The following is a 20,178-nucleotide window of genomic DNA, read 5'->3' on the forward strand; positions in this document are numbered from 1 at the left end:
ACAGGATCGGTCCTAGGGATGAGGCACTCTGGGGAACATGTTGGAGACATCGGCCCGGTTGCTCAGGTTGCTCTCGCTCCTGCAGACCCACCGGGAGTGGTCGGGCGTGGAACTGGCGGAGCGACTCGGCGTGACGGCGCGGACCGTCCGCCGCGACGTCGGGCGGCTGCGCGAACTCGGCTACAGCGTGCACGCCGTCGCCGGGGTGTCCGGATACCGGCTGGGTGCCGGGTCCGACGTGCCGCCGCTGCTGCTGGACGATGAGGAGGCGGTGGCGGTCGCCGTCGGGTTGCGCACCGCCGCGGGCGGCACCGTGGCCGGAATCGAGGAGAGTTCGATGCGGGCGCTGGCCAAGCTGGAGCGGATGCTGCCGTCCCGGCTGCGGCACCGCGTCCGCGCGCTGCAGTCGATGACGGTCCCCATGACTGCCGACGGGTCCGCGGTCGACCCGGACTCCTTGACCAGGATCGCAGCGGCCTGCCGCGATCATGAGATCCTGCGCTTCGACTACCGCGCCCATGACGGCGTCCACAGCAGGCGCTCGGCGGAACCGTACCGCCTGGTGACCACCGGCCGCCGCTGGTACTTGGTCGCCTACGACACCGAACGTGCGGACTGGCGTACCTTCCGCCTCGACCGGCTCAGCCTGCGCTCGCCGAACGGCCCGCGCTTCGCCCCCCGCGATCTGCCTGCCGCTGACCTCGCGGAATACGCCTCACACGCGATCTCCAGCGCCCCGTATCGCTACCAGGGTCGCTTCACCGTCTACGCCTCCGCGGCGACTGTGGCCGAGCGCGTCTCCCCCACGACAGGCGCGGTCGAGCCCGTCGACGAAGGGACCTGCACGCTGCTCTGCGGCTCCAACTCGCTCGACGAACTGGCGCTGTGGGTGGCGCTGATAGGGGCGCCGTTCACGGTGCATGAGCCACCCGAACTGGCCGAACACGTCCGCACGCTCGGCACCCGTCTCACGGCCGCCGCACCGCCATCGCTGCGACCATGATCCGGGACCGTGAAGTCCCTGCCGTCGAGCCTCACCACCGGTCGCCCCTTGAAGGTCTATCGTCCTCGTCGTTCGTCTTGCCTGGATGGCGACGCCACCATCCGCAGGCCGCGGCCCAGGCCGGTGATGCGCAGCAGCCGGGACACGAACGGGCGGGGCGCGGTCAGGGCCATGGTGATGCCCATCGACCGGGCGCGGCGCTGGATGCCGACCAGGACGGCCAAGCCGCCGGCGTCGCAGAACGACACCTGCGACAGGTCGAGGATGAGCAGGCTAGTGCTGTGGTGCAGCGTGCTCATCAGTTGCCGGCGAAGCGCTGGACTGGTGAAGATGTCGATCTCGCCCGACAGGTGGACGGTGGTCGGCGGGGCGACCCCGCCGAGTGGCGCGGTGTCGATGGCGGTCATGAGGGTCTCCCTTTGGAGAAGCTGAAATGAGCCCTCCGGCTGGAAAGCCGGCCCGCCGCCGTGGCTGAACCGGCTCGATCAGGTCGGCGGACGGTACGTGGGTTACGCCGAGGCTGATGGCCGTCTGATGGAGTGCCGCGCCTCCTGTCCACTGACCTCGCTCTCCCAGCGGGCGACGCTGTCGGCTGTGGCGCGCAGAGCGGGATCGGACGGCAGGTGCGCGAGGGCGAAGATGGCATCGTCAGTCAGGTCGGCGGTGTTCTTGGCGGTGAGCTTGAGCGCGGCCTCGGCGGGGCCGACGGCGGTGTCCGGCGGAATGATCAGCAGGGCGACCGGCTCGTCGGAGGCGGAGAACAGAACGATCACGGGAGGGTCGCCATGCCCGAACCCACCGATGCGGACCGTCCGTCCACGTGCCGGGATCCGGCGCGGGATGCGCCGCCACGAGTCCCGGTGCACGCCTACCAGCAGCGTGATCCGCCGCAGCCGCTGATCGACGGCGGCGATGAGATCGGGTAGTTCGGCGGCCGCGTCGCGGGAGTGGGGCCACCAGGCCCCGTTCACCACGGCTCGCCGTTCCAGCACCGGGTGGAGACTGAGCCGTAGCGCCGGATCGACCCGAGGCATCGCGGACGAGGCGGCGCTGACCGGCGCGGGTTGAGAGACAAGTGTCGGCGTCATGGTCGTCTGACCTGTCCAGGCCCCAAGGGGAGGGCCACGGTGAGTGGTTCGCCGGGGGCGACGCAGACCTGAATGCCAACGCTCGAAATGACCTCGGTGTTTTCGACACTATCAGGCCGAGTGGGTGACGTCCGGAAACAAGCCCTCAGAGATCACGGAACCGGCCGGAGCAGCTTCCGGAAACACACGCACCGCGGTCGGTGACGTCCAGGGCGACGGCGAGGACCTGGTCGGAGGTCTGTAGGTCGCCGGGGAGCCTGTCCGGGGTTGCGGACCGCGACGACCACGTGTCCCTTTGAGTGCGGATTCAGGCGATCTCGGCGCCGAGGCCGCGGGAAGCACCGGTGACGAACCAGGTAGCCACGACGTCGTCTCAGGTCACGTCGTTTTGTGCAGCATCCTTGCCGTTGAGGAGCGCAGTCGCTCGAACGCGGCCGCGCTCGCCGAGGCGGGCTGGGCCTGGTAGACGACGAGTTGCTGGTGCGGGGCGCCGTTGACGGTGAAGGTGGAGAACTGGATGTTCAGGTCGCCGACGCGTGGGTGCCGCAGGTGCTTGCCCTCCTGCGTCTTCGACTTCACCTCGTGGCGGGCCCACAGCTCGGCGAACGCGGGGCTGGCCGAGCAGAGCTCGTCGACGATCTGGTTGATGCGCGCGGACTCCGGGTCGTGGCCGTAGGCGGCCCGCAGCTCGGCCACGCAGGAGTGCGCGGCCCGCTCCCAGTCCTGGTAGAACTCCCGCCCCGCGGGGTCGGTGAACATCATGCGGGCCTGGTTGTCGGCGGCGGCGAACCCTTCGTACAGGGCAGTGGCCATCGTGTTGGCGGCCAGGATGTCCAGGGCGGGGCCCAGCACGAACGCCGGTGAGGTGGACCAACTGTCCATCAGCTGCAGCAGTTGCGGGCTGACGTGGTCGCTGGCGACGGCTCGGCGCCGAGCAGGCGGCCGGATCAAGCGGTGAAGGTGCTCGGTGGCCTCCTCATCCAGGCTCAGGGCGCGCGCCACGGCCTCGGCCACCTGCGGCGAGGGGCTCGTCTCCCGGCCCTGTTCGAGTCGTACGTAGTAGTCGCTGCTCATGCCCGCCAGCATCGCCACTTCCTCGCGGCGCAGACCCTTCACCCGGCGCCGCCCATACTCCGGCAGGCCGACGTCCTGCGGTTTGAGAGCCTCGCGACGAGCTCGCAGGAACTCCCCCAAGGGTGTGCTTTGGCTCATTTGACCAGGCTAGGTGACATATGCCGATGAGTCACAACATGGCGGACACCCTTCGCGGCGGACGGCAGCCGCCCTGGCGCAGGCTCTGCGGCTGGACGATCTGGCCGTGGCCGAGCTGTGCGAGATCGCGCTCATGGCGCCCGACGAGCGAGGCCTGACCGAGCTGTCGATCAAGAACCCGCTGTTCCGGCGCTTGTGGGCGGAGCGGAAGTCCGGCGCTCCTGGAGTCCCTGGCCGCGCCGGATCTCGGCGAGTACGGCCCGTCCTCGTAACCGCCCGTCGTCACAACAGCGTGAACGCACGTCTTCCATCCTGGGTGCGGCACTCCCAGGAAATCAGCGGCCTTCCTCGCCCTGGGCGACGTGGACAGACTCGGATCCGTCAGCGGTGGAACCCCGCCGCGACCGACGGAGAGAAGGCCCCATGAACGCCGACCCGACCCTCGACCAGCTGCGCCGCCAGGACACCGATCGCGACCGCCGCGTTCTGCTGACCGGTGCCACGATCGTCACCATGGATCCCGATCTCGGCGTTCTGCCCAAGGGGGATCTGCTCATCCAGGGCAGCGCCATCGCCGCCGTAGCCCCTGACCTGCGCACCGCCGGCGCCGCCGCGGGCGCGGTCGTCATCGACGCCACCGGCTCCATCCTGGCGCCCGGCTTCGTCGACACCCACCGACATGCCTGGGAGGCGCAGCTGCGCCGGATCATGCCCGACGTGAACGACCTCGGCGAGTACGTCATGTCCACCCTGGCCGGCATCGCTCCCGCGTACCAGCCGCAGGACATGTACATCGGGACGAAGCTCGCCGCCCTGACCGCCATCGACGGCGGCATCACCACGATGCTCGACTTCTCCCACAACTCGCGCACCACCGCCCACTCCGACAGCGCCATCGAGGCCCTGATCGACACCGGCATCCGAGGCGTGCACGCCTCCATGCGGCCGCACTTCGGCGACTGGGACGGCCAGTGGCCGGCCGACCTGACCCGGCTGCAGGACAGGTACTTCGCCTCCGGCGACCAGTTGCTCACTCTGCGCCTGGCCACCCTGGCCACCGATGAGATCGCCGGCCCCGATCTCGCCTACGGGAGCGAGCTCGCCCGCGTCGCCCGCGAGCTCGGCATCGGCGTCAGCGTCGACGCCGTCTTCGGCCTCCCCTCCTCCCAGGCCATTTTGCGCTGGTCGGCCGATGGGCTGCTCGGCCCGAACGTGACGCTCATCCACAGCACCGGCCTGACCCCCAACGCCTGGCGGGCCATGGGTGACTCGGGTACCACGGTGGCGCTCGCCCCCACCTCCGAGGCGCAGATCGGCCTGGAGACCGCGGTCCCGGCCATCGACGAGGCGCTCGCGGCCGGCATCCGCCCCGGTCTGAGCATCGATGTTGAAGTGGCGCTGGCCAGCGACATGTTCACGCAGATGCGCGCGCTGCACGCGATCCAGCGGATGCGCGCTGTCAATGCCGCCTACGGCAGCGCCGCCACCCCTGCTCGGATCGGCGTGGCCGACGTCCTGGACTTCGCGACCCTGCAGGGCGCCAAGACCGTCGGCCTCGGCGACGTCACCGGCTCGCTCACCCCCGGCAAGCAGGCCGACTTCCTCATCGTCGGAGCCGAGGACCTCAACAACATGCCGCTGAACGACCCGATCGGCACCCTCGTTCTCGGCTCCGACCCGCGCAACATCCAGGCCGTCTTCATCGCGGGCCGAGTGCGCAAGTGGGCCGGCACCGTCCTCGGCGTCGACCTGGCCGAGCTGCGTCAGGACGTGCGCGAGTCCCGCGATCGCGTCCTGCGCGCCGCCGGCCGCTGAACGCCCCTTTCCGCCGAGTCGTGCCGGCCGCGCCCGAGCGCGGCATCCCGGCCCGGCTACCGGTTCACCCGCCGCTGACGGCCACCCAGGGCACTCCGTTCACCGACCAGGAAGGTCACGACCATGAAGACAAGCCTGTTCCTCGGGCTCGGCCTGTTCACCGTGCTGACCGCCGCGTGCTCGAACATGGGGCCCGGCAAGGCGTCGACCGGCAACGGCGCGGACCATCCCCACGTCGGCATGTGGGTCACCGCCGACGGCCGCATCCGGCAGGAACTCCTGCCCGACGGCCGCTATGAGGAGGAGAGGGACGGCCGCAAACGGGCCTACACCGGCCGCTACACGGTCACCGGCGACCACATCGACTACGTCGACGACATCGGCTTCACCGCCACCGGCGACGTCCGAGACGGCGTTCTCTTCCATGAACACCTCGTGCTCTACCGGCAGTGACAGCCCTGCACGCGCGCTTGCGCCACCCGGAATCGGCCGGACGCGTCAGTCGATCGCGAGCGCCGCGTGGACGGACGACACCGCGCTCGCACCGTCGCCGACAGCGGTGGCCACTCGTTTCGTCGAGCCTGAGCGGAGGTCGCCGACCGCGAAGACCCGGGGCGCGCTCGTCTGGAACGGCAACGGCGGATCAGACGTTCCGGCGGGTAGCCGGCTGTCCGTGAGGACGAAGCCGTCGTCGTCCTTGGCCACGCCTGCCAGCCAGCTCGACACCGGGTCGGCGCCGATGAAGCAGAACAACGCGCGGCAGGCCAGCCGGTCTCGGCGGCCACCCGGCCTCTCGACGACGATCGATCCGAGGGTGTCGTCGCCGGTCAGTTCGCGGACCATGCTGCCGGTGTGGACCTCGATCCGGGAATGCGCCCGGATCCGGTCGGTCAGGTAGGACGACATCCGAGCCCCGAGATCGGCGCCGCGGATGATCAGGTTCACCGTCGCGCCGTGGGCGGCAAGGGAGAGCGCCGCCTGCCCGGCGGAGTTGGCGCCCCCGACGACCGTCACCGGCTGATTCTCATACCCCCGGATGTCCAGCTCGGTCGCCGCGTACCGGATGCAGCCCGACTTCTCGAAGGTCGCCCATTGCGGGATGTCGAGGCGCCGGTAGTGCGCCCCGGTGGCGGCGATCACCGCCCGGCACTCGATGCGTGAGCCGTCCTCCAGCAGGACGGCGGGCTGCCGGTCATCGGAGATGTCGAGGCCCGCCACCGCACAGGGCGAGTGGATCCGCACGCCGAACTTGAGCGCCTGGACCATCGCCAGCCGGGTGAGGCTCGCGCCGCTGACTCCCTCCGGGAAGCCCAGGTAGTTCTCGATCCGGGAGCTCTTGGCGGCCTGGCCGCCGAGCCCACCGCGGTCCAGCAACACGGTGACCAGGCCCTCGGAGGCCCCGTACACGGCGGCGGCCAGCCCCGCCGGGCCGGCACCGACCACGACGAGGTCGACGGGACGTCCGCCGGGCCGGTAGGTGAGGCCGAGCGCCTTCGCGATCGTGCCGGGCGTCGCGTGCCGCAGCACCGCACCGCCGACGATCGCCGCCGGGAGTTCGTCCTCCGCGAGCCCGACCGAGGTCATCAGCGAGCGCCCGGGGGGCGAGGTCGCGTCGAGCCAGGAATGCGGCAGGAGGAGTTGCGTCACATAGGTACGCAGTTCGAGCGTCTCCGCGGCGTCCGGCCGGCCGACGATCTCCAGGGCATTGCCGGCCACCGAGCGGATGAACTCGCGCCGCTCCCGGAACGCCTCAAGCAGGAGGTCGGCGATGTCGGTCTGCTCGGCGAGGACCCGGCGCAACCTCGCCGCGCCGATCCGCACGGCCGTCCCGGCGGTCACCACGCGAGCGGTCAGGTAGACATTCTGGCCGGTCAGCAGGTTCAGCTCGCCGAGGTAGTCACCGGGGCCACCTTGGTAGATCAGCCGCTCCGGCTCGATCGCCGTCGCGTCCCGGACGATGTCCACGGTCGCGGTCAGGAGCAGGAAGAAGTCGTAGGAGTCGTCGCCGGAGGCGTAGAGAACCCGGCCGGCCTCGAGGTGCTCCACCTGGCCGTACTCGGCGAGCCGGCGGAACTGCTCGTCGTCCAGGACCGGCTCGCGCTGCGCCGCGCCGTCGTTCATGTGGTTCCGGCCCGCTGGAACGCCGGAGGATCCGTCATCGCGGCCGGGCCACCAGCGGCCGATCATCGTCCGTCCCCATCGCTCGAACATGGCCGGCCTCAGCGTGCCGCGCGCTTGACGAGGTCGGCCGTCACGGCAGGCTGCGAGATCATCGCGACGTGCGAGGCGTTGACCTCGGCGGTACGCGCGCCGGCCCGCTGCGCCATGAACCGCTGCGCCGCGGCCGGAAGCACCTTGTCGTCCCGGGCCACCAGATACCAGGACGGGATCTCCTTCCACGCCGGGGCGCCGGACGGCTCCTGCAGCGCGCGCACGTCACTCGGCCGCTGACCGGCCCACATCAGCTCGGTGGTCGCTCTGGGCAGGTCGCCGGCGAACACCTCGCGGAAGACCGCGTGCTTGACGTACCCGTCGACGAGGCCCTCACCGTAGGGACGGAAGTCCAGCGCCGTCTCCCCCAGCTTGCTCCCGGGGTACTTCGTCTGCAGGCCCAGCAACGTGTCCCCCTCGCCGGGGGCGAACGCGGCGACGTAGACCAGCGCCTTCACGTTGGCGTTGCCGGTCGCGGCGTTCGTGATGACCATCCCGCCGTACGAGTGCGCGACGAGCACCAACGGGCCGCTGAGCGTGGCGAGAATGCCGGCCAGGTAGGCGGAGTCGGCGGCCACGCCACGCAGCGGATTCGCCGGAGCGAGGACCGGATAGCCGTCGCGGAGGAGCCGGCCGGCGACACCGTTCCAGCCGGAGGCGTCGGCGAACGCGCCGTGCACCAGCACGACGGTCGGCTTGGATCTGCCCTCCGGCCGGGCGTGCGCCCGCGCCGCGGGCGCGCCGAGCAGGGAACCGGCGGTGACCGCGGCCGATCCGGCAAGAAGCGTACGGCGGGTGGTCGTCATGAGTGTGGCACCTTTCGCCAGAGGCTGATCGCGGGTCAGCGTAGGTCCGGGCACTTGACGATCACTGCACGGCTGGATCCACGAACAGTTCCCTCGTCATCAAGTGGACCGATCTAGCCTGGCTCCGTCATGCAGGTCGGGCCTCTGAGAAACAGGTCGAGAAATGAGATCGAGAAAAAGCGGTCAACAATTGAAACGAGGCCTGCAGATCCACGTCATTTGCTATGTCGTGGTCAATCTGGTCCAGGTCGTGGTGTGGTGGCTCTTCACTCCGCAGCGCTTCTTCTGGCCGCTGTATTCGCTGGTCGTCTGGGGCATCGGGCTGGCGTTCCACATCCGGGCGGCCTCCTCGCCCTCCCGGCGGGACTGAGCGGTGTCGTTCTTCCTCGAGTTCGTACGCGATCCCATGACGGTCGGCGCGATCGCGCCGAGCAGCCCGGCACTGGCCAGGGTGGCGACCGCGGTTGTGCCCAGAACCGGCTCTCCGGTCGTCGTGGAGCTCGGTCCGGGTACCGGCTCGTTCACCGAAGCCATCCAGCAGCGCCTCGCCGGACGCGGCCGGCACATAGCGGTGGAGGTCAATCCGCGGTTCGCGGACAGGCTCGCCGCACTCCATCCGGCGCTCGACGTCGTGCACGCGGACGCGACCGACCTGGTCACGGTGCTGGCGCAGCATGGGTTGCGCCAGACCGATGTCGTGGTCAGCGGCCTTCCGTGGGCGGCATTCAGCGAGGAGCAGCAGCGCGACGTGTTGTCCGCGGTGGTGGCGACCCTGTCGCCGCACGGCGTGTTCACCACCTTCGCCTACGTGCACGCTCGGTGGGCCCCACCGGCCCGGCGACTGCTGCGCTCCATGCGGTCGCAGTTCGACGAGGTGGTCATCAGCCGGACGGTGTGGGCGAATCTCCCGCCCGCGCTGGTCTACTACTGCCGTCGCCCGGCGGAGGCCGGCGCGACCGGCACGACCGACGCAACAGACGCGACCGGCACGACCGGCGCGACGCCGTCACGCCACTCCTGAACCCGGGTCAACGCCGCCGCTGAGCCCGATCGACGCCACCGCTGAGCCCGGCCAGCAGTTCCTCGGCGCGGTGGGCGAACAGATGGGCCTCACGTTCGACGGACAGCGCCTGGGCGCGCTCGGCGACGGTCCGGACGTCCGCGACCGGCTCGCCGCGGGCCAGCAGCAGCCGGGCCCGCAGCAGGAGCAGCAGGCCCTCGGCGGATCGCTGGCCGTGGGCGTCGAGGAACGCGTCGGCCCGGTCGAGAGCCGCGGCGGCCTCGTCCAACCGCCCGGCCGCCAGCCACATTTCGGCGAGCAGCCCGCACCAGGTGGCCAGGCCCGAACGCGGCGGGTCGAGCAGCGCCGCGGCGATGAGACCTTGAGCCTGCGCCGCCGCACCGGCCGGGTCCTCACCGGTGACGGCGAGTGCCCAGCAGCGGGCCAGCCGCTGGTAGCTGCCGAGGAAGACGAACGAGTGCTCGGGGTCCACGGCGATCCCCCGCTCCGCCGCGCGCAGCGCCCAGGCCGGGTCGCCGGCCAGCGCCGCGACCGTGACGGCGAACGCGGCCCAGACCGTGACCACATAGGGATCGTCGCCCGCGGCTGCCTCGATCGTGTCGAGCAGCTTCCGCGACGCGTCGGCGTCACCGTGCAGCGCGGTCGTCAGCGCGAGCATCACGGGTGAGAGCAACTGCAGATCGTGCCGCAGCGGGTCCTTCTCACGCTGGGCCAGGTCGTCGCGCATGGTCGAGTCGGGCTGGCTCAGGTATCTGAACGCCTCGCCGATGTTGCCGAGGTCCCACTGGTGGATGCCCCAGGCGTGCAGACCGTACGCGCGCACGACCGGGTCGGCGGACGCCTCCCCCTGCTTGAGCAGCCGTCGCGCCAGCCGGTCGCCGCGGTCGAGCTGGATGCCTTGGGAGTAGGCGGCCCAGCGGGAGAAGAGCAGGTCGGCGGCCTCCCGTTCCCGCCCGAGGCCACGCGCCAGGTGCTCGGCCCGCTCGTGCAGGTCGAGCGCGGAGCCGACGTACCCCGACCGCATCCCGTTCACCGCGATGAGCTGCGACAGGGCGGACAGCTCCAGTTCCGCCAGCCCCGCCGTCCTGGCGACCTGCGCGGCCGAGGTCAGCCGCGGCGCGGCGGCCTCCAGCGCCGACTTGCCCGCCGCGCAGCGGCCCGCGCGCATCAGCGCGCCCGCGGTCCTGTCCGGATCCGCCAGCGGGCCGGCCGCCCACAGGTGATGGGCAAGGCGTTCGGCGACGGACTCGTCGTCGGGGGCGGTGCGCTCCAGGGCGTCCGCGACGCGCAGGTGCAGCCGGGGCGCGCGCCGCGGCGGCGTGGTGCCTACGACCGACTCGCGGACCAGGTCGTGCGGGAAGCGGAAGGAGAACGGATCGCCGGGCTGGGGTTCGAGCAGACCGAGGGCCTCCAACGGCTCAAGGCGGTCGAGACAGGTCTGTACGTCGAGGCCGACGGCGCGGGCGAGCAGAGCGAGATCGACCTCCCGCCCGATGAGAGCGGCGAGCTGCGACAGGGCTCTGGCATCCTCGTCGAGGTCGGCCATCCGGCCCCGAACGACGTCCCGCACGGTGGACGGCATCCCGGCCCGCGCGGCGGCCTCCTTGGTGAGCTCACCCCCGTCGGCGAGGAATCGGGACAACTCCCGCACGAAGAACGGGTTACCGGCGGTGCGGAGATGGATGCCGCGAGCGGTGCCGGCGCCGGGGGACCGGCCGGTCTCGCGGCGGACCAGCTCCGCCACCTCGGCCGGACCGAGTGGGCCGAGCCGGACCCGGCGATGCTGGGGCAGCCGGCTCGCCACTGCGAGCATCCGCGCCAGCTCCGGGCCGGGCACGGGCGCGCGATCGCGGAGCGCGCCGATGACCGCCGTGCCGCCCGGTAGCCGGGCCGCCAGGTGCCCGAACAGGTACAGCGAGGCGATGTCGGCCCACTGGAGGTCGTCGACGACGAGCACCACCGGCTGCAGCGCCGAGACCTGGCCGACAAGGGCGACAGCCTGCTCGAACAGCCGGAACTGGGCGCCGCTGTCCGGCAGCACCGGCGTGCCGGGAGCGCCGCCGCGCGGCTCCACGAGCCGGCCGAGCTCGCCCGCCTGCCACTCCTCCCGCGCCGCGGCCGGCAGCCTCTCGAGGACCGCGCCGACGGTCTGCACCCACGGCCACATCGACGGCGTGCCGGCTCCCTCGAGACAGTGGCCCCACACGACCAGCGCGCCGCGCCGGTCCGCCTGGGCGCTGATCTCTTCCAGCAGGCGGGTCTTGCCCGCCCCCGGCTCGCCCTCGACGAGGATGAGCCCCGTGCCTCCGGCAAGGGCCGACTCCACCGTGTGCCGCAGCACCGCGAGCTCCTCGACCCGGCCGACCAGACCGCCGGTGGGCGGCGTCCCGGAGGCGGGGGGCGGCTGCCGCTCGGTGGGCGCCTCCCCGGCGCGGCCGGCGATCGTGGGCTGATCCATTACCTGCCGGTACGCGGCCAGCAACGCCGGGCCAGGTTCGATGCCGAGCTCCTCGGCGAGCCGTGCGCGAACTGTCCGGAGAACCAACAGCGCTTCCGCCTGCTGACCGGCGGCGCCCAAGACGGTGACGAGACTGGCTTGCACCATTTCGTGCAACGGCGCCATCCAGGCGGCCAGGTACAGGGGCTGGAGCACCTGCTCAGGACGGCCACGGGACATCGCCAGCCGGGCCGCCGCCACGCACGCGTCGAAGAACTCGCCGTCCAGCGCGGCGAAGATCGACATTGCGGCCGGACCGTGGGAGAAGCCGTCCCCTGCCGAGCCGTGCCAGAGCCCCAGCGCCCGCACGTAACAGTCGAGCGCCACATCGGGGCGCTGCGCCACGAGGGCGGTCCTGGCCGCCCCGACGAGCTCTCTGAAGGAGAGGACGTCCAGCAGGTCGCCGCCGGCCGTGAACAGGTAGCTGTTACCGCGGCGCTGCAGGTACGAGCCGTTGGTGCGGGCCCGCAGCGCCGGCTCGAGTAACCGCCGGAGCGAGCCCACGTACTTCTGGAGGATGTTGACGCCCGAGGCCGGGGCGTCGTCGCCCCAGATCAGGTCGATCAACTCGCTCGTGCTGATCGGCTTGCCCGCGCGGGCAAGGAGCAGAGCGAGCAGGTAGGCCTGTTGCCGCGGCCCGGCGTCCAGCTCGACGCCGTCCCGCCACAGCCGCAACGGACCGAGAATCTGCAGCCGCAGGCGTCCGCCGGAGGATGACCGTGCCGCGCCGCCCGCATTGCCGGAAGGCGACCATGTGGCCATGTCTGTTCCTACTCCCGAACTGTTGATCAGATTGCCGATCCCGGTCACCGGCCGGGCGCGATCGGCCGCCGGGCCGGCCGTTCCGGGACGTGGTCCGCGACCTGGCGCCACCCGCTGTCCACGGTGAGCGAGTGCCTGAGGTCGGTGATCACGGACGAGCCGCCGCTCAGTATCGCCGGACAGTCGGTGCCCGCTGATCAGTCAGATGACCTACGTCGTGTCCGTCCGCAGCGCGTCACGCAGAGAGGCGCGGGAGGTGATGCCGAGCTTCGGGAAGATCTTGTACAGGTGCGCGCCGACCGTGCGCGGCGACAGGAACAGCCGGGCCCCGATCTCCCGGTTGCTCAGACCGCCGGCGGCCAGCTCGGCGATCTGCCGTTCGTGCGGGGTCAGCGTGGCCACCGCGTCGCGGTCGGCGCGGATGGGTCTGCCGGCCGCGCGCAGCTCGGTGCGCGCCCGTTCGGCCCAGGTCGCGGCGCCGAGCCGGTCGAACGCGCCGAGCGCCTCGGCCAGCGCCTGACGGGCCAGGGCCGGCTCGCGGGCGCGCCGCAGCCACGCGCCGTATGCCAGCCGGATGCGGGCCAGCTCGAACGGGAACGCCGCGCCCGCGGGGTGCGCGACCGCGGCGGCGAACAGCACACCGGCCTCCTCCTGCGGCGCGGTGATCGCCAGCGCCCCGGCGGTGAGCAGCGCCAGACGAGGGGAGAGCGCCGGCAGGCCCGCGTCCCGCGCGGCTTCGGCGTGCGCGCGGGCGGCGTCGTGCCTGCCCGTGTGCGTGGCGGCCTCGACCAGGTCGAGCAGGGTACGGGTGGCCTGCTGCGAGTAGCGGGTGAACCCGCCAGGGGCGGTGATCCCGGCGGCGTAGGCGTACGCGGTCTCGTACTCGCCTTCGCTCAGCGCGGCGGCCGCGCCGATCGCCTCCGCGTACTCGGTCAGGAACCCCACCCCGCGCGGCCGTCCCCAGGTGTCCACGGCCGCCTGCAGCTCGCGGGCCCGGGCCTGGTCGCCGCGGTAGGCCGCCAGCAGCCCGAGGTATGCCCGGAACGCCTGGGCGAACAGCCCGTACCCGTGCTCGGTGGTGAGCGCCAGGCCCCGGCGGCCGGTCTGCTCGGCCTCCGCCCACGCACCGGTGCCGATCTGGTCGAGCATCACCATCTGGAGCAGGGTCATCACGCTGGTGACCGCGCCGGACTCCACCTCCCTGTCGACCATGCGCCGCAGGAGCGGCCGATGATCGCCCAGCACGCCCACGTAGAACGCGGAGACCATCAGCCGCATCGCATCCCACGGCGCGAGTGCGCCCGGCCCGGCGAGCGCCTCGGCGATCCGCTCCGGCACACCGTGGCCACGGCGCACCAGGTCCCCCCACGCGTCCCGCGCGATCGCCGTCGACGGGCCCACCCCGTCACCGAACCGGTCGAACAGCGCGTCGGTGCGCGCCCAGCGGGCCGGATCGGCGTCGAACTGGCTGATCGCCAGCAGCAGGCTCAGCGCGCGTTCGGTCAGCCGGGCGTCGCCGACCCCGGATTCGAGCAGCGCCGAGATCCGCCGGTGATTCGCGGCGACATCGCCGTCGCGATACAGCGCCACGAACCCGGCGGTGATCACCTCCGCCGGGCCGTCCACCGTGGCGTCCTCGACCAGGCCCTGCGCCATGTCGAGCAAGCCGGCCTGCCCGGCGAGGAACGCGGCGTCGGCCAGCCGCCGGGACCGGTCGGCGGAGCGGCGGCTCAGCTCCGCGGCACGGGTCAGCCAGGTGACCGCGATCGCGGCGCCGCCGCGCCTGGTCGCGGAGACGGCCGCCGCTTCGAGGGCCGCGGCGACGTCCTCGTCCGGGTCGACGGCAGCGGCGGCCAGGTGCACGGCCCGGCGTTCCTGGCTGTCGCGGTGCAGCTCGGCGAGGTCGGCGTGGGCTGCGCGGCGCTCGTCCGGCGTCGCGGCCTGCACGACGGCCGACCGGACGAGGGGGTGCCGGAACACCGGCTCCCCGCTGTCCGGGTCCGGGGCCAGCAGGCCCGCCTCGACCGCCCGTCCGACGTCGCGCATCCGGTACCGGACCGCACCGACCCTGCGGGCCGCTCCGGCGCCGGCGCCGTCCAGCGCCGCCCGCAGGAGTTCGCCGCGCTCCTGCTCGGGCAGCTCGCGCAGCCGCCCGCCGTAGACCTGCTCCAGCCGCCGCGACAACGCCATCGCCCCGGAGTCCAGCAGCTTGGACCGGGGCAGCTCGATCAGCGCCAGCGGGTTCCCGGCCGCGGTCCGCAGGATCAGCTTCCGGCGGTACGGACTGAGCCCGGCTCGCTGCGAATCCAGCAACACGGCCGAAGCGCGCTCGCTCAGCGGATCCAGGACCAGCTCCGGCAGCCCGGCCCCGTCGAACGGTGACGACACCTCGGCGCGCACCGCGATCGCCATGCGCACCGCCGTACCCGCGAGGCGCCGCGCGGTGAACGCGAGCACCTGCGCGCTCGGCGCGTCCAGCCACTGCCCGTCATCGACGACCAGCAGCAGCGGCGTGGCCGCCGACACGAGGGTGAGCAGGTCGAGCACGGCGATGCCGAGCGTCATCACCTGCGGGGCCGCACCGGTGGTGCCGGTGAACGCCGCGTCGATCGCCGCCCGGTGCGCCGGATCGAGGCCGGCCGAGTCCGGCAGCAGCGGGGAGATCAGCTGGTGCAGCCCGGCGTAGGCCAGGTCCCGCTCCGCCTCCGCCCCGGCACCGCGCAGCACCCGGAAACCGGCCGCCGCCGCCCCGGCACCGCGTAACACCCGGAAGCCGGCCGCCTCCGCCCCGGCACCGTGTAGCACGCGGAAGCCGGCCACCGCCGCGGCCAGCCCGTCGAGCAACGCCGTCTTGCCGAGGCCGGCCTCACCCCAGAGCACCAGGACCGGGCTGGCCGCGTCTCCGAGCAGCGCCGCAAGCCGCGAACTTTCCTCATCCCGTCCGACGAGCTGACCCTGGCGCACGCAGGAACCCTATCCGGCGAAGATTCGGCAGGGACTGACGCTTTTATGCGTTTTCGTTCGCCGCCTTTTCGATGAGGGCCACGGTCGGGCCCGGCCGTGAGACGAACACCAGGTGCGAGGCGCCCTCCACCACCTGGACCTGCGCGCCGGAGCGCCGGGCCATGAACTCCTGCGCCGCCGGCGGGATGATCCGGTCGGCGCCGCTGATCAGGTTGTAGCTCGGGATCGTGTGCCAGGCCTGCGGGCCGGCGGCGGGCTCACCGAGGGCGGCGCCGGTGGCCGGGCGCTGCGCGATCGCGTAGAGCGCGGCTTCCTCGGCGGGCACATCCCCGGCGAAATTTGCATGAAACACTCGCGGGTCGATGTAGAGGTCGACCTGCCCCCCGGGCAGCGGCACGGGTTTGAGCGACTCGCCCACGGTGCTGCCCGGGAACTTCTCGACCAGCTCCTGCGCGCTCTCGCCCGTCTCCGGCACGAACGCCGCCAGGTAGACCAGCGCCTTCACCTCTGGGTTCCCGGTGGCGGCGCCGGAGATGACGGCGCCCCCGTATGAGTGGCCGACCAGCACGATCGGTCCCTCGATGCTGTTCAGCAGCGCCTTGACCTGCTCCGCGTCGGAGGAGAGCCCGCGAAGCGGGTTCGGCGCGGCGACGACCGGATAGCCGTCGGCGACGAGCCGCTTGACGATCGCGGTGAGGCCGCTGCCGTCCGCAAAGGCTCCGTGTACGAGCACGATCGTCGGCCTCTTGTGTTCCATTGCCCCACCTCTCATGACGTGATGACGGAAAGCTACGGCGGCGCACTGAACGGAGACTGGATGTGAACGAGCGCTGTTCTGCGGCGGGATTCCCGGATCGTTCCGTCGGCGTCAAGTCGGCTCCGCCAATCTGATCCCGGAGGACGGACAAGCCGAGGGGCGTGGATGGTCGCGTACGAGGAAGCCGACGTCGTCGTGATCGGTTCGGGCATGGGCGGTCTCGCCGCGGCCCGTACGATCGCGCAGTTCGGCGGGAAACGGGTTCTTGTTCTCGAGCAGCACTACACGCTCGGCGGGATGACGCACGAGTTCTCCCGCGCCGGGCGATACCAGTTCGGCACCGGGCTGCACTACATCAGCGCGAACGCCGGCCCGTTCCTCGAGTTCATGACGGACGGGCGGGTGCAGCTCTCGCCGCTGCCGGACGACTACGACGTCCTGCACTTCCCGGGGTTCGAGTTCGCCGTCCCCGCCACGAAGGAGCGGTTCCGGGAGCGTCTCGCGGAACGGTTCCCGGCCGAGGCCGGCGCCATCGACGGCTTCTTGCGAACCACGCGCCGGGCCATGGTCGGGCTCGTGGTGCGCAATGTCTTCGCGTCCTTCCCCGCCGGCGTCCGGAAAATGAGTTCGCCCATCCTCGAGCGGCTCTTCCCCTCGACGTACCGATCGTTGCGGGACCAGGTCTCCCGCAGCTTCCGCGACCCGCGGCTGCGGGCCGTTCGTCTCGGCGGCCGGAGTACGCAACACCTACGCCCTGATCGGGAGGGGCCGGGAACTGGCGGACCTGCCCGCGGAACCGTCGGCGGTCATGCTGTTTCTCGGGATGGACCGGTCGCCGGCCGCGTTCGGGGTGCGCGGCGAGAACCACTGGTTCATGCCGGACCTCGACGGCTTCCACGGCGCACCAGGGGAAGGCACGCTGTACGTCTCGTTCGCCTCGCTCAACAACCCGGCCGCCCGGTTCCACACGGTGGAGGTGGTGGAACTCGTCGATCCCGGCGTGGTCGACCGGTGGCGCGGGACGCCCGAGGAAGAGCGGCCGGAGAGCTACCGCGCGCTCAAGGACGACCTGGCCGGGCGGCTGATCGCCCGCCTGGAGGCACAATGGCCCGGCTTCCGGGAGGCGATCGCGTTCGCCGAGCTCGCGACGCCGCTGTCGTTCGAGACCTATCAGCACAGCGTTCTCGGCTCCTTCTACGGCCTCGCAGCGACTCCCCAGCGGCTGCGGTCATCGCGGGCGGGATGCCGCACGCCCGTCAAGGGTCTCTTCGTGGCCGGCCAGGACGCCTGGGGCCCCGGCGTGGTCGGGGCGCTGGCGGGCGGGCTGATGGCCGCGAACGCGGTGCTCAGGCCGCGGCAGCTCGGGACCATGTGGCGAGCCATCCGCTCCGGCGGGGTGGCCCCGGACCCGGCCGCGCCCTGGCACGGATACCTGCGGGTGGCCGCGATCGAGACGCTGACCCCGACCGTACGCCGGATCCGCCTCGAACCCCTGGACGCCGGCGCGATGCCGTTCTCCTTCACCGCCGGGCAGTACCTGAAGGTCGACCTGCCCGTCGCCGTCGAGCCGATCGAGCGCTCGTACTCGATCTGCAGCGGCCCAGGGGAGAACGGCTTCGCCGAGATCGCGGTCAAGCACGAGCCCGACGGGCTCGGCTCGACCTTCCTGCACGAAGAGCTGGCGGTCGGCCAGGCGTTGCGGGTGAGCGGCCCGCACGGCGAGTTCACCTGCGATCCCGCACACGACCTCACGGCCGGAACGCTGTTGCTGATCGCCGGGGGCGTGGGGATCACGCCGCTGATGAGCGTGCTGGCCGCGGCCGCCGACGCCGGTCACACCGGGCGGATCGTGTTGCTGGCCAGCTTCAGGGCCGAGGACGAGGTCGCCTTCCGGCCGGAGATCGAGGCGCTGCGGGAACGCCTGTCCGGGCTCGAGGTATCGATCTTTGTGACCGGGCGGAAAGGCCGGATCGGCGTAGACGTGCTCCGCGCGTACACCGAAGACGCCCACCGGGTCCACCTGTGCGGACCGGCATCGATGATGCAGGACCTGATCGGTCACCTGACGGAACTGCGGGTGCCGCGCGAGGCCATCCACACCGAGGCGTTCGTGTCCGGCCGCAGCAACGAGACCCGCCGGGAGAAGGCGCACGCCATCGCCCTGGCCGCCGCGGCGGCCGGCGTCACCGAGTTCACGATCGGCATGACCGGCGGCGATCCGGCGTTTTCCTGCCACCCCGGGCAGTCGGTCCTCGACGCCGCCAACGCCGCCGACGTCCCGCTGCCCCAGTCGTGCGGCGAAGGCGCTTGCGGCACCTGCCGCGTACGGGTCGTCTCCGGCGCCTATGAGACCGACACCAGGGGGATGTTCTCCAACGACGAGCTGACCGCGGGCTGGCGGCTGGCCTGCCAGACCCTGCCCACCGAGGACCTGATGATCGCCCCCTAGGACCGGACTTCTTCTACGGTCACGGCTGCGCCCCGGCCCACTCCTGCCGCTGCCGATCGGCTCGTGGACAAAGTTCGCGAAAGCCCCGATGAGGCAACACGCTGCACCACAATCCGCTGCAGCGGACACTTAATGCTTAACCTTGGAAAACGGGAGCACGCGAAGGCCAACTCATGGACCACCGGCGTGGACGCGCCATGCGACCCGGACGACATTTCGCGGCGGCACGCATTCCACCTTGAGCGTGCGGGTTGCGGCAACGAAGGGAAACCCATGACGTACGTCTCGCCGCACATCACCTCCTTGGCGACCGTGTCACCCGCATTCGAGAACGAGCTCGGCTCGGTCACCATGGTCGACGCCGGCGTGCTGCCGATCCTCAACCGGCTCTCGCTCAAGCGCGTCGTCCTCGAACCCGGCGCGATCCGCGAGCCGCAGTGGAATGTCAACGCCAACCAGCTCGGCTACTGCCTTTCCGGCACGGTCCTGGTGTCGATCCTCGGCAACGCCGACGCTTTCTCCTCGTTCATCGTCAGCGCCGGTCAGATGTATCACGTCGAGTCCGGCGCTATTTACCACATCGAGAACATCGGTGCCGAGCGCGCCGAATTCCTCCTCGCCCTGCGCAGCGAGCGCCCGCAACATTTCTCGCTGCACGACAGCTTCACCGCCATGACCGACGCGGTGCTCGGCAACACCTATGACCTCCCCTCATCGGCGTTCGACGCCTTCAACCGGTCTCCGGCCCAGCAGATCGTCCGCCGGACCGGCACCGCCGACGTCCCGTCCACGGCCGGGCTGCCCAATGCTCACCTGTTCGACGCGGAAGGCCAGCACGCGCCGCTGTCGTACGCCTACGGCAACGCTCGCCTGGCCCGTAAGCAGTATTGGGCCGCCCTGGAGGACATCTCCATGTACTCCCTGCGCATCAGGGAGAGCGGGATGCGCGAACCGCACTGGCATCCGATCACCGCCGAGATGGGATACGTCGAGAAAGGCCACGCCCGCATGCGCGTCCTGGACCCCGACAACACCCTCGACGAGTATCTGCTCAGCCCCGGCGACGTGTACTTCGTGCCACGAGCCTTCCCGCACCATATCGAGGTCATCGGCGACGAGGACATCCACTTCCTCATCTTCTTCGATCAGCCCACGCCCGGCGACATCGGCTATCGGGCCACCGCGTCGGCGTTCTCCCGCGAAGTCCTCGCCGCGAGTTTCCGCATTCCCGAGCGCGAGCTTCCGCAATTCCCCTTCACCCCGATCGATCCGCTCATCGTCGCCCGGACCAACCCCAGCGATCCCGTCCGGCAATGACGGCTCTTATCGCGAGTCTCACTTCGGCGACATGAAGAACAGGGAACGGATGAGCTCCTTCCCTCCTATGATCGCCACCGCCAGCAGAATCCCGGCACACGTGAGCAGCAGCGTGAGGGTGAGCCATGGGGTCGTACCGAAAATCGCGCAGCCGACGGCCAGTCCGGCGAAGACGAAGAACTTGACCCGAATTCTGGCCAGGGAAATCGGAATCACTATCTCGGGCGAGGTGCCGTCCTCGCCGAACCCGGTGTGGTCGTGCATCGAAAGACCCCG

Annotated in this window: 16 protein-coding genes and 1 pseudogene; 8 read left to right on the forward strand and 9 right to left on the reverse strand. The window is 71.3% G+C overall.

What is annotated here, in order from left to right; translation table 11 throughout:
- Window positions 1-37 precede the first annotated feature (37 nt).
- Window positions 38-1,003, forward strand: a complete 966-nt coding sequence (locus ABZS69_RS43500) for a WYL domain-containing protein (protein WP_355383123.1) — start codon at window positions 38-40, stop codon at window positions 1,001-1,003.
- A 56-nt stretch (window positions 1,004-1,059) separates the two neighbouring features.
- Here the strand turns inward: ABZS69_RS43500 and ABZS69_RS43505 are convergent, their stop codons facing one another.
- The 3 genes from ABZS69_RS43505 to ABZS69_RS43515 form a co-directional block, all read right to left on the reverse strand.
- On the reverse strand, window positions 1,060-1,410 hold the full coding sequence (locus ABZS69_RS43505) for an STAS domain-containing protein (protein ID WP_355383126.1): 351 nt from the start codon (window positions 1,408-1,410) through the stop codon (window positions 1,060-1,062).
- A 102-nt stretch (window positions 1,411-1,512) separates the two neighbouring features.
- Window positions 1,513-2,091 (reverse strand): DUF5994 family protein, encoded by a 579-nt coding sequence (locus ABZS69_RS43510; protein ID WP_355383130.1) that lies wholly within the window; start codon window positions 2,089-2,091, stop codon window positions 1,513-1,515.
- A gap of 378 nt (window positions 2,092-2,469) precedes the next feature.
- Complete coding sequence (locus ABZS69_RS43515; protein ID WP_355383133.1) at window positions 2,470-3,303, reverse strand: helix-turn-helix transcriptional regulator; 834 nt, start codon at window positions 3,301-3,303, stop codon at window positions 2,470-2,472.
- A gap of 423 nt (window positions 3,304-3,726) precedes the next feature.
- Between ABZS69_RS43515 and ABZS69_RS43520 the strand changes: the two genes are divergently transcribed.
- Entirely contained in the window at window positions 3,727-5,118 is a 1,392-nt protein-coding gene (locus tag ABZS69_RS43520) for an amidohydrolase family protein (RefSeq protein WP_355383136.1), read from the forward strand.
- A gap of 123 nt (window positions 5,119-5,241) precedes the next feature.
- The gene (locus ABZS69_RS43525) at window positions 5,242-5,571 is read left to right on the forward strand and encodes an Atu4866 domain-containing protein (protein ID WP_355383139.1); all 330 of its coding nucleotides are present in this window, start codon (window positions 5,242-5,244) and stop codon (window positions 5,569-5,571) included.
- 45 nt (window positions 5,572-5,616) lie between these two features.
- Here the strand turns inward: ABZS69_RS43525 and ABZS69_RS43530 are convergent, their stop codons facing one another.
- Both ABZS69_RS43530 and ABZS69_RS43535 read right to left on the reverse strand, forming a co-directional pair.
- Entirely contained in the window at window positions 5,617-7,239 is a 1,623-nt protein-coding gene (locus tag ABZS69_RS43530) for an FAD-dependent oxidoreductase (RefSeq protein ID WP_355383142.1), read from the reverse strand.
- Between the two features lie 98 nt (window positions 7,240-7,337).
- Window positions 7,338-8,135 carry an alpha/beta hydrolase gene (locus ABZS69_RS43535; RefSeq protein ID WP_355383145.1) on the reverse strand — a complete coding sequence of 266 codons (798 nt, stop codon included), beginning with the start codon at window positions 8,133-8,135 and terminating at the stop codon, window positions 7,338-7,340.
- A gap of 163 nt (window positions 8,136-8,298) precedes the next feature.
- On the opposite strand from ABZS69_RS43535, the gene ABZS69_RS43540 reads away from it, so the two are divergent.
- Window positions 8,299-8,505: a 2TM domain-containing protein gene (locus ABZS69_RS43540; protein ID WP_355383148.1), complete on the forward strand. Its 207-nt coding sequence runs from the start codon at window positions 8,299-8,301 to the stop codon at window positions 8,503-8,505.
- A 3-nt stretch (window positions 8,506-8,508) separates the two neighbouring features.
- Complete coding sequence (locus ABZS69_RS43545) at window positions 8,509-9,156, forward strand: methyltransferase domain-containing protein (protein ID WP_355383151.1); 648 nt, start codon at window positions 8,509-8,511, stop codon at window positions 9,154-9,156.
- Window positions 9,157-9,163: 7 nt separating this feature from the next.
- On the opposite strand, the gene ABZS69_RS43550 is transcribed toward ABZS69_RS43545, so the two are convergent.
- The 3 genes from ABZS69_RS43550 to ABZS69_RS43560 form a co-directional block, all read right to left on the reverse strand.
- Window positions 9,164-12,415, reverse strand: a complete 3,252-nt coding sequence (locus ABZS69_RS43550; RefSeq protein WP_355383153.1) for an AAA family ATPase — start codon at window positions 12,413-12,415, stop codon at window positions 9,164-9,166.
- 210 nt (window positions 12,416-12,625) lie between these two features.
- Window positions 12,626-15,379 carry an AAA family ATPase gene (locus ABZS69_RS43555; RefSeq protein ID WP_355383157.1) on the reverse strand — a complete coding sequence of 918 codons (2,754 nt, stop codon included), beginning with the start codon at window positions 15,377-15,379 and terminating at the stop codon, window positions 12,626-12,628.
- Window positions 15,380-15,422: 43 nt separating this feature from the next.
- Window positions 15,423-16,136: an alpha/beta hydrolase gene (locus ABZS69_RS43560; RefSeq protein ID WP_355383160.1), complete on the reverse strand. Its 714-nt coding sequence runs from the start codon at window positions 16,134-16,136 to the stop codon at window positions 15,423-15,425.
- A gap of 210 nt (window positions 16,137-16,346) precedes the next feature.
- Between ABZS69_RS43560 and ABZS69_RS43565 the strand changes: the two are divergent.
- The 3 genes and pseudogenes from ABZS69_RS43565 to ABZS69_RS43575 all read left to right on the forward strand — a co-directional run.
- A pseudogene (locus ABZS69_RS43565) lies at window positions 16,347-16,463 on the forward strand (NAD(P)-binding protein); the annotation flags it as partial.
- A 481-nt stretch (window positions 16,464-16,944) separates the two neighbouring features.
- Entirely contained in the window at window positions 16,945-18,585 is a 1,641-nt protein-coding gene (locus ABZS69_RS43570) for a 2Fe-2S iron-sulfur cluster-binding protein (protein ID WP_355383163.1), read from the forward strand.
- A 63-nt stretch (window positions 18,586-18,648) separates the two neighbouring features.
- Window positions 18,649-19,902 carry a cupin domain-containing protein gene (locus ABZS69_RS43575; RefSeq protein WP_355383166.1) on the forward strand — a complete coding sequence of 418 codons (1,254 nt, stop codon included), beginning with the start codon at window positions 18,649-18,651 and terminating at the stop codon, window positions 19,900-19,902.
- A gap of 18 nt (window positions 19,903-19,920) precedes the next feature.
- Here the strand turns inward: ABZS69_RS43575 and ABZS69_RS43580 are convergent, their stop codons facing one another.
- Complete coding sequence (locus ABZS69_RS43580) at window positions 19,921-20,166, reverse strand: hypothetical protein (RefSeq protein ID WP_355383169.1); 246 nt, start codon at window positions 20,164-20,166, stop codon at window positions 19,921-19,923.
- Window positions 20,167-20,178 lie beyond the last annotated feature (12 nt).

This window comes from Nonomuraea sp. NPDC005650, assembly GCF_040605375.1.
In the GTDB taxonomy this organism is placed as follows: domain Bacteria; phylum Actinomycetota; class Actinomycetes; order Streptosporangiales; family Streptosporangiaceae; genus Nonomuraea.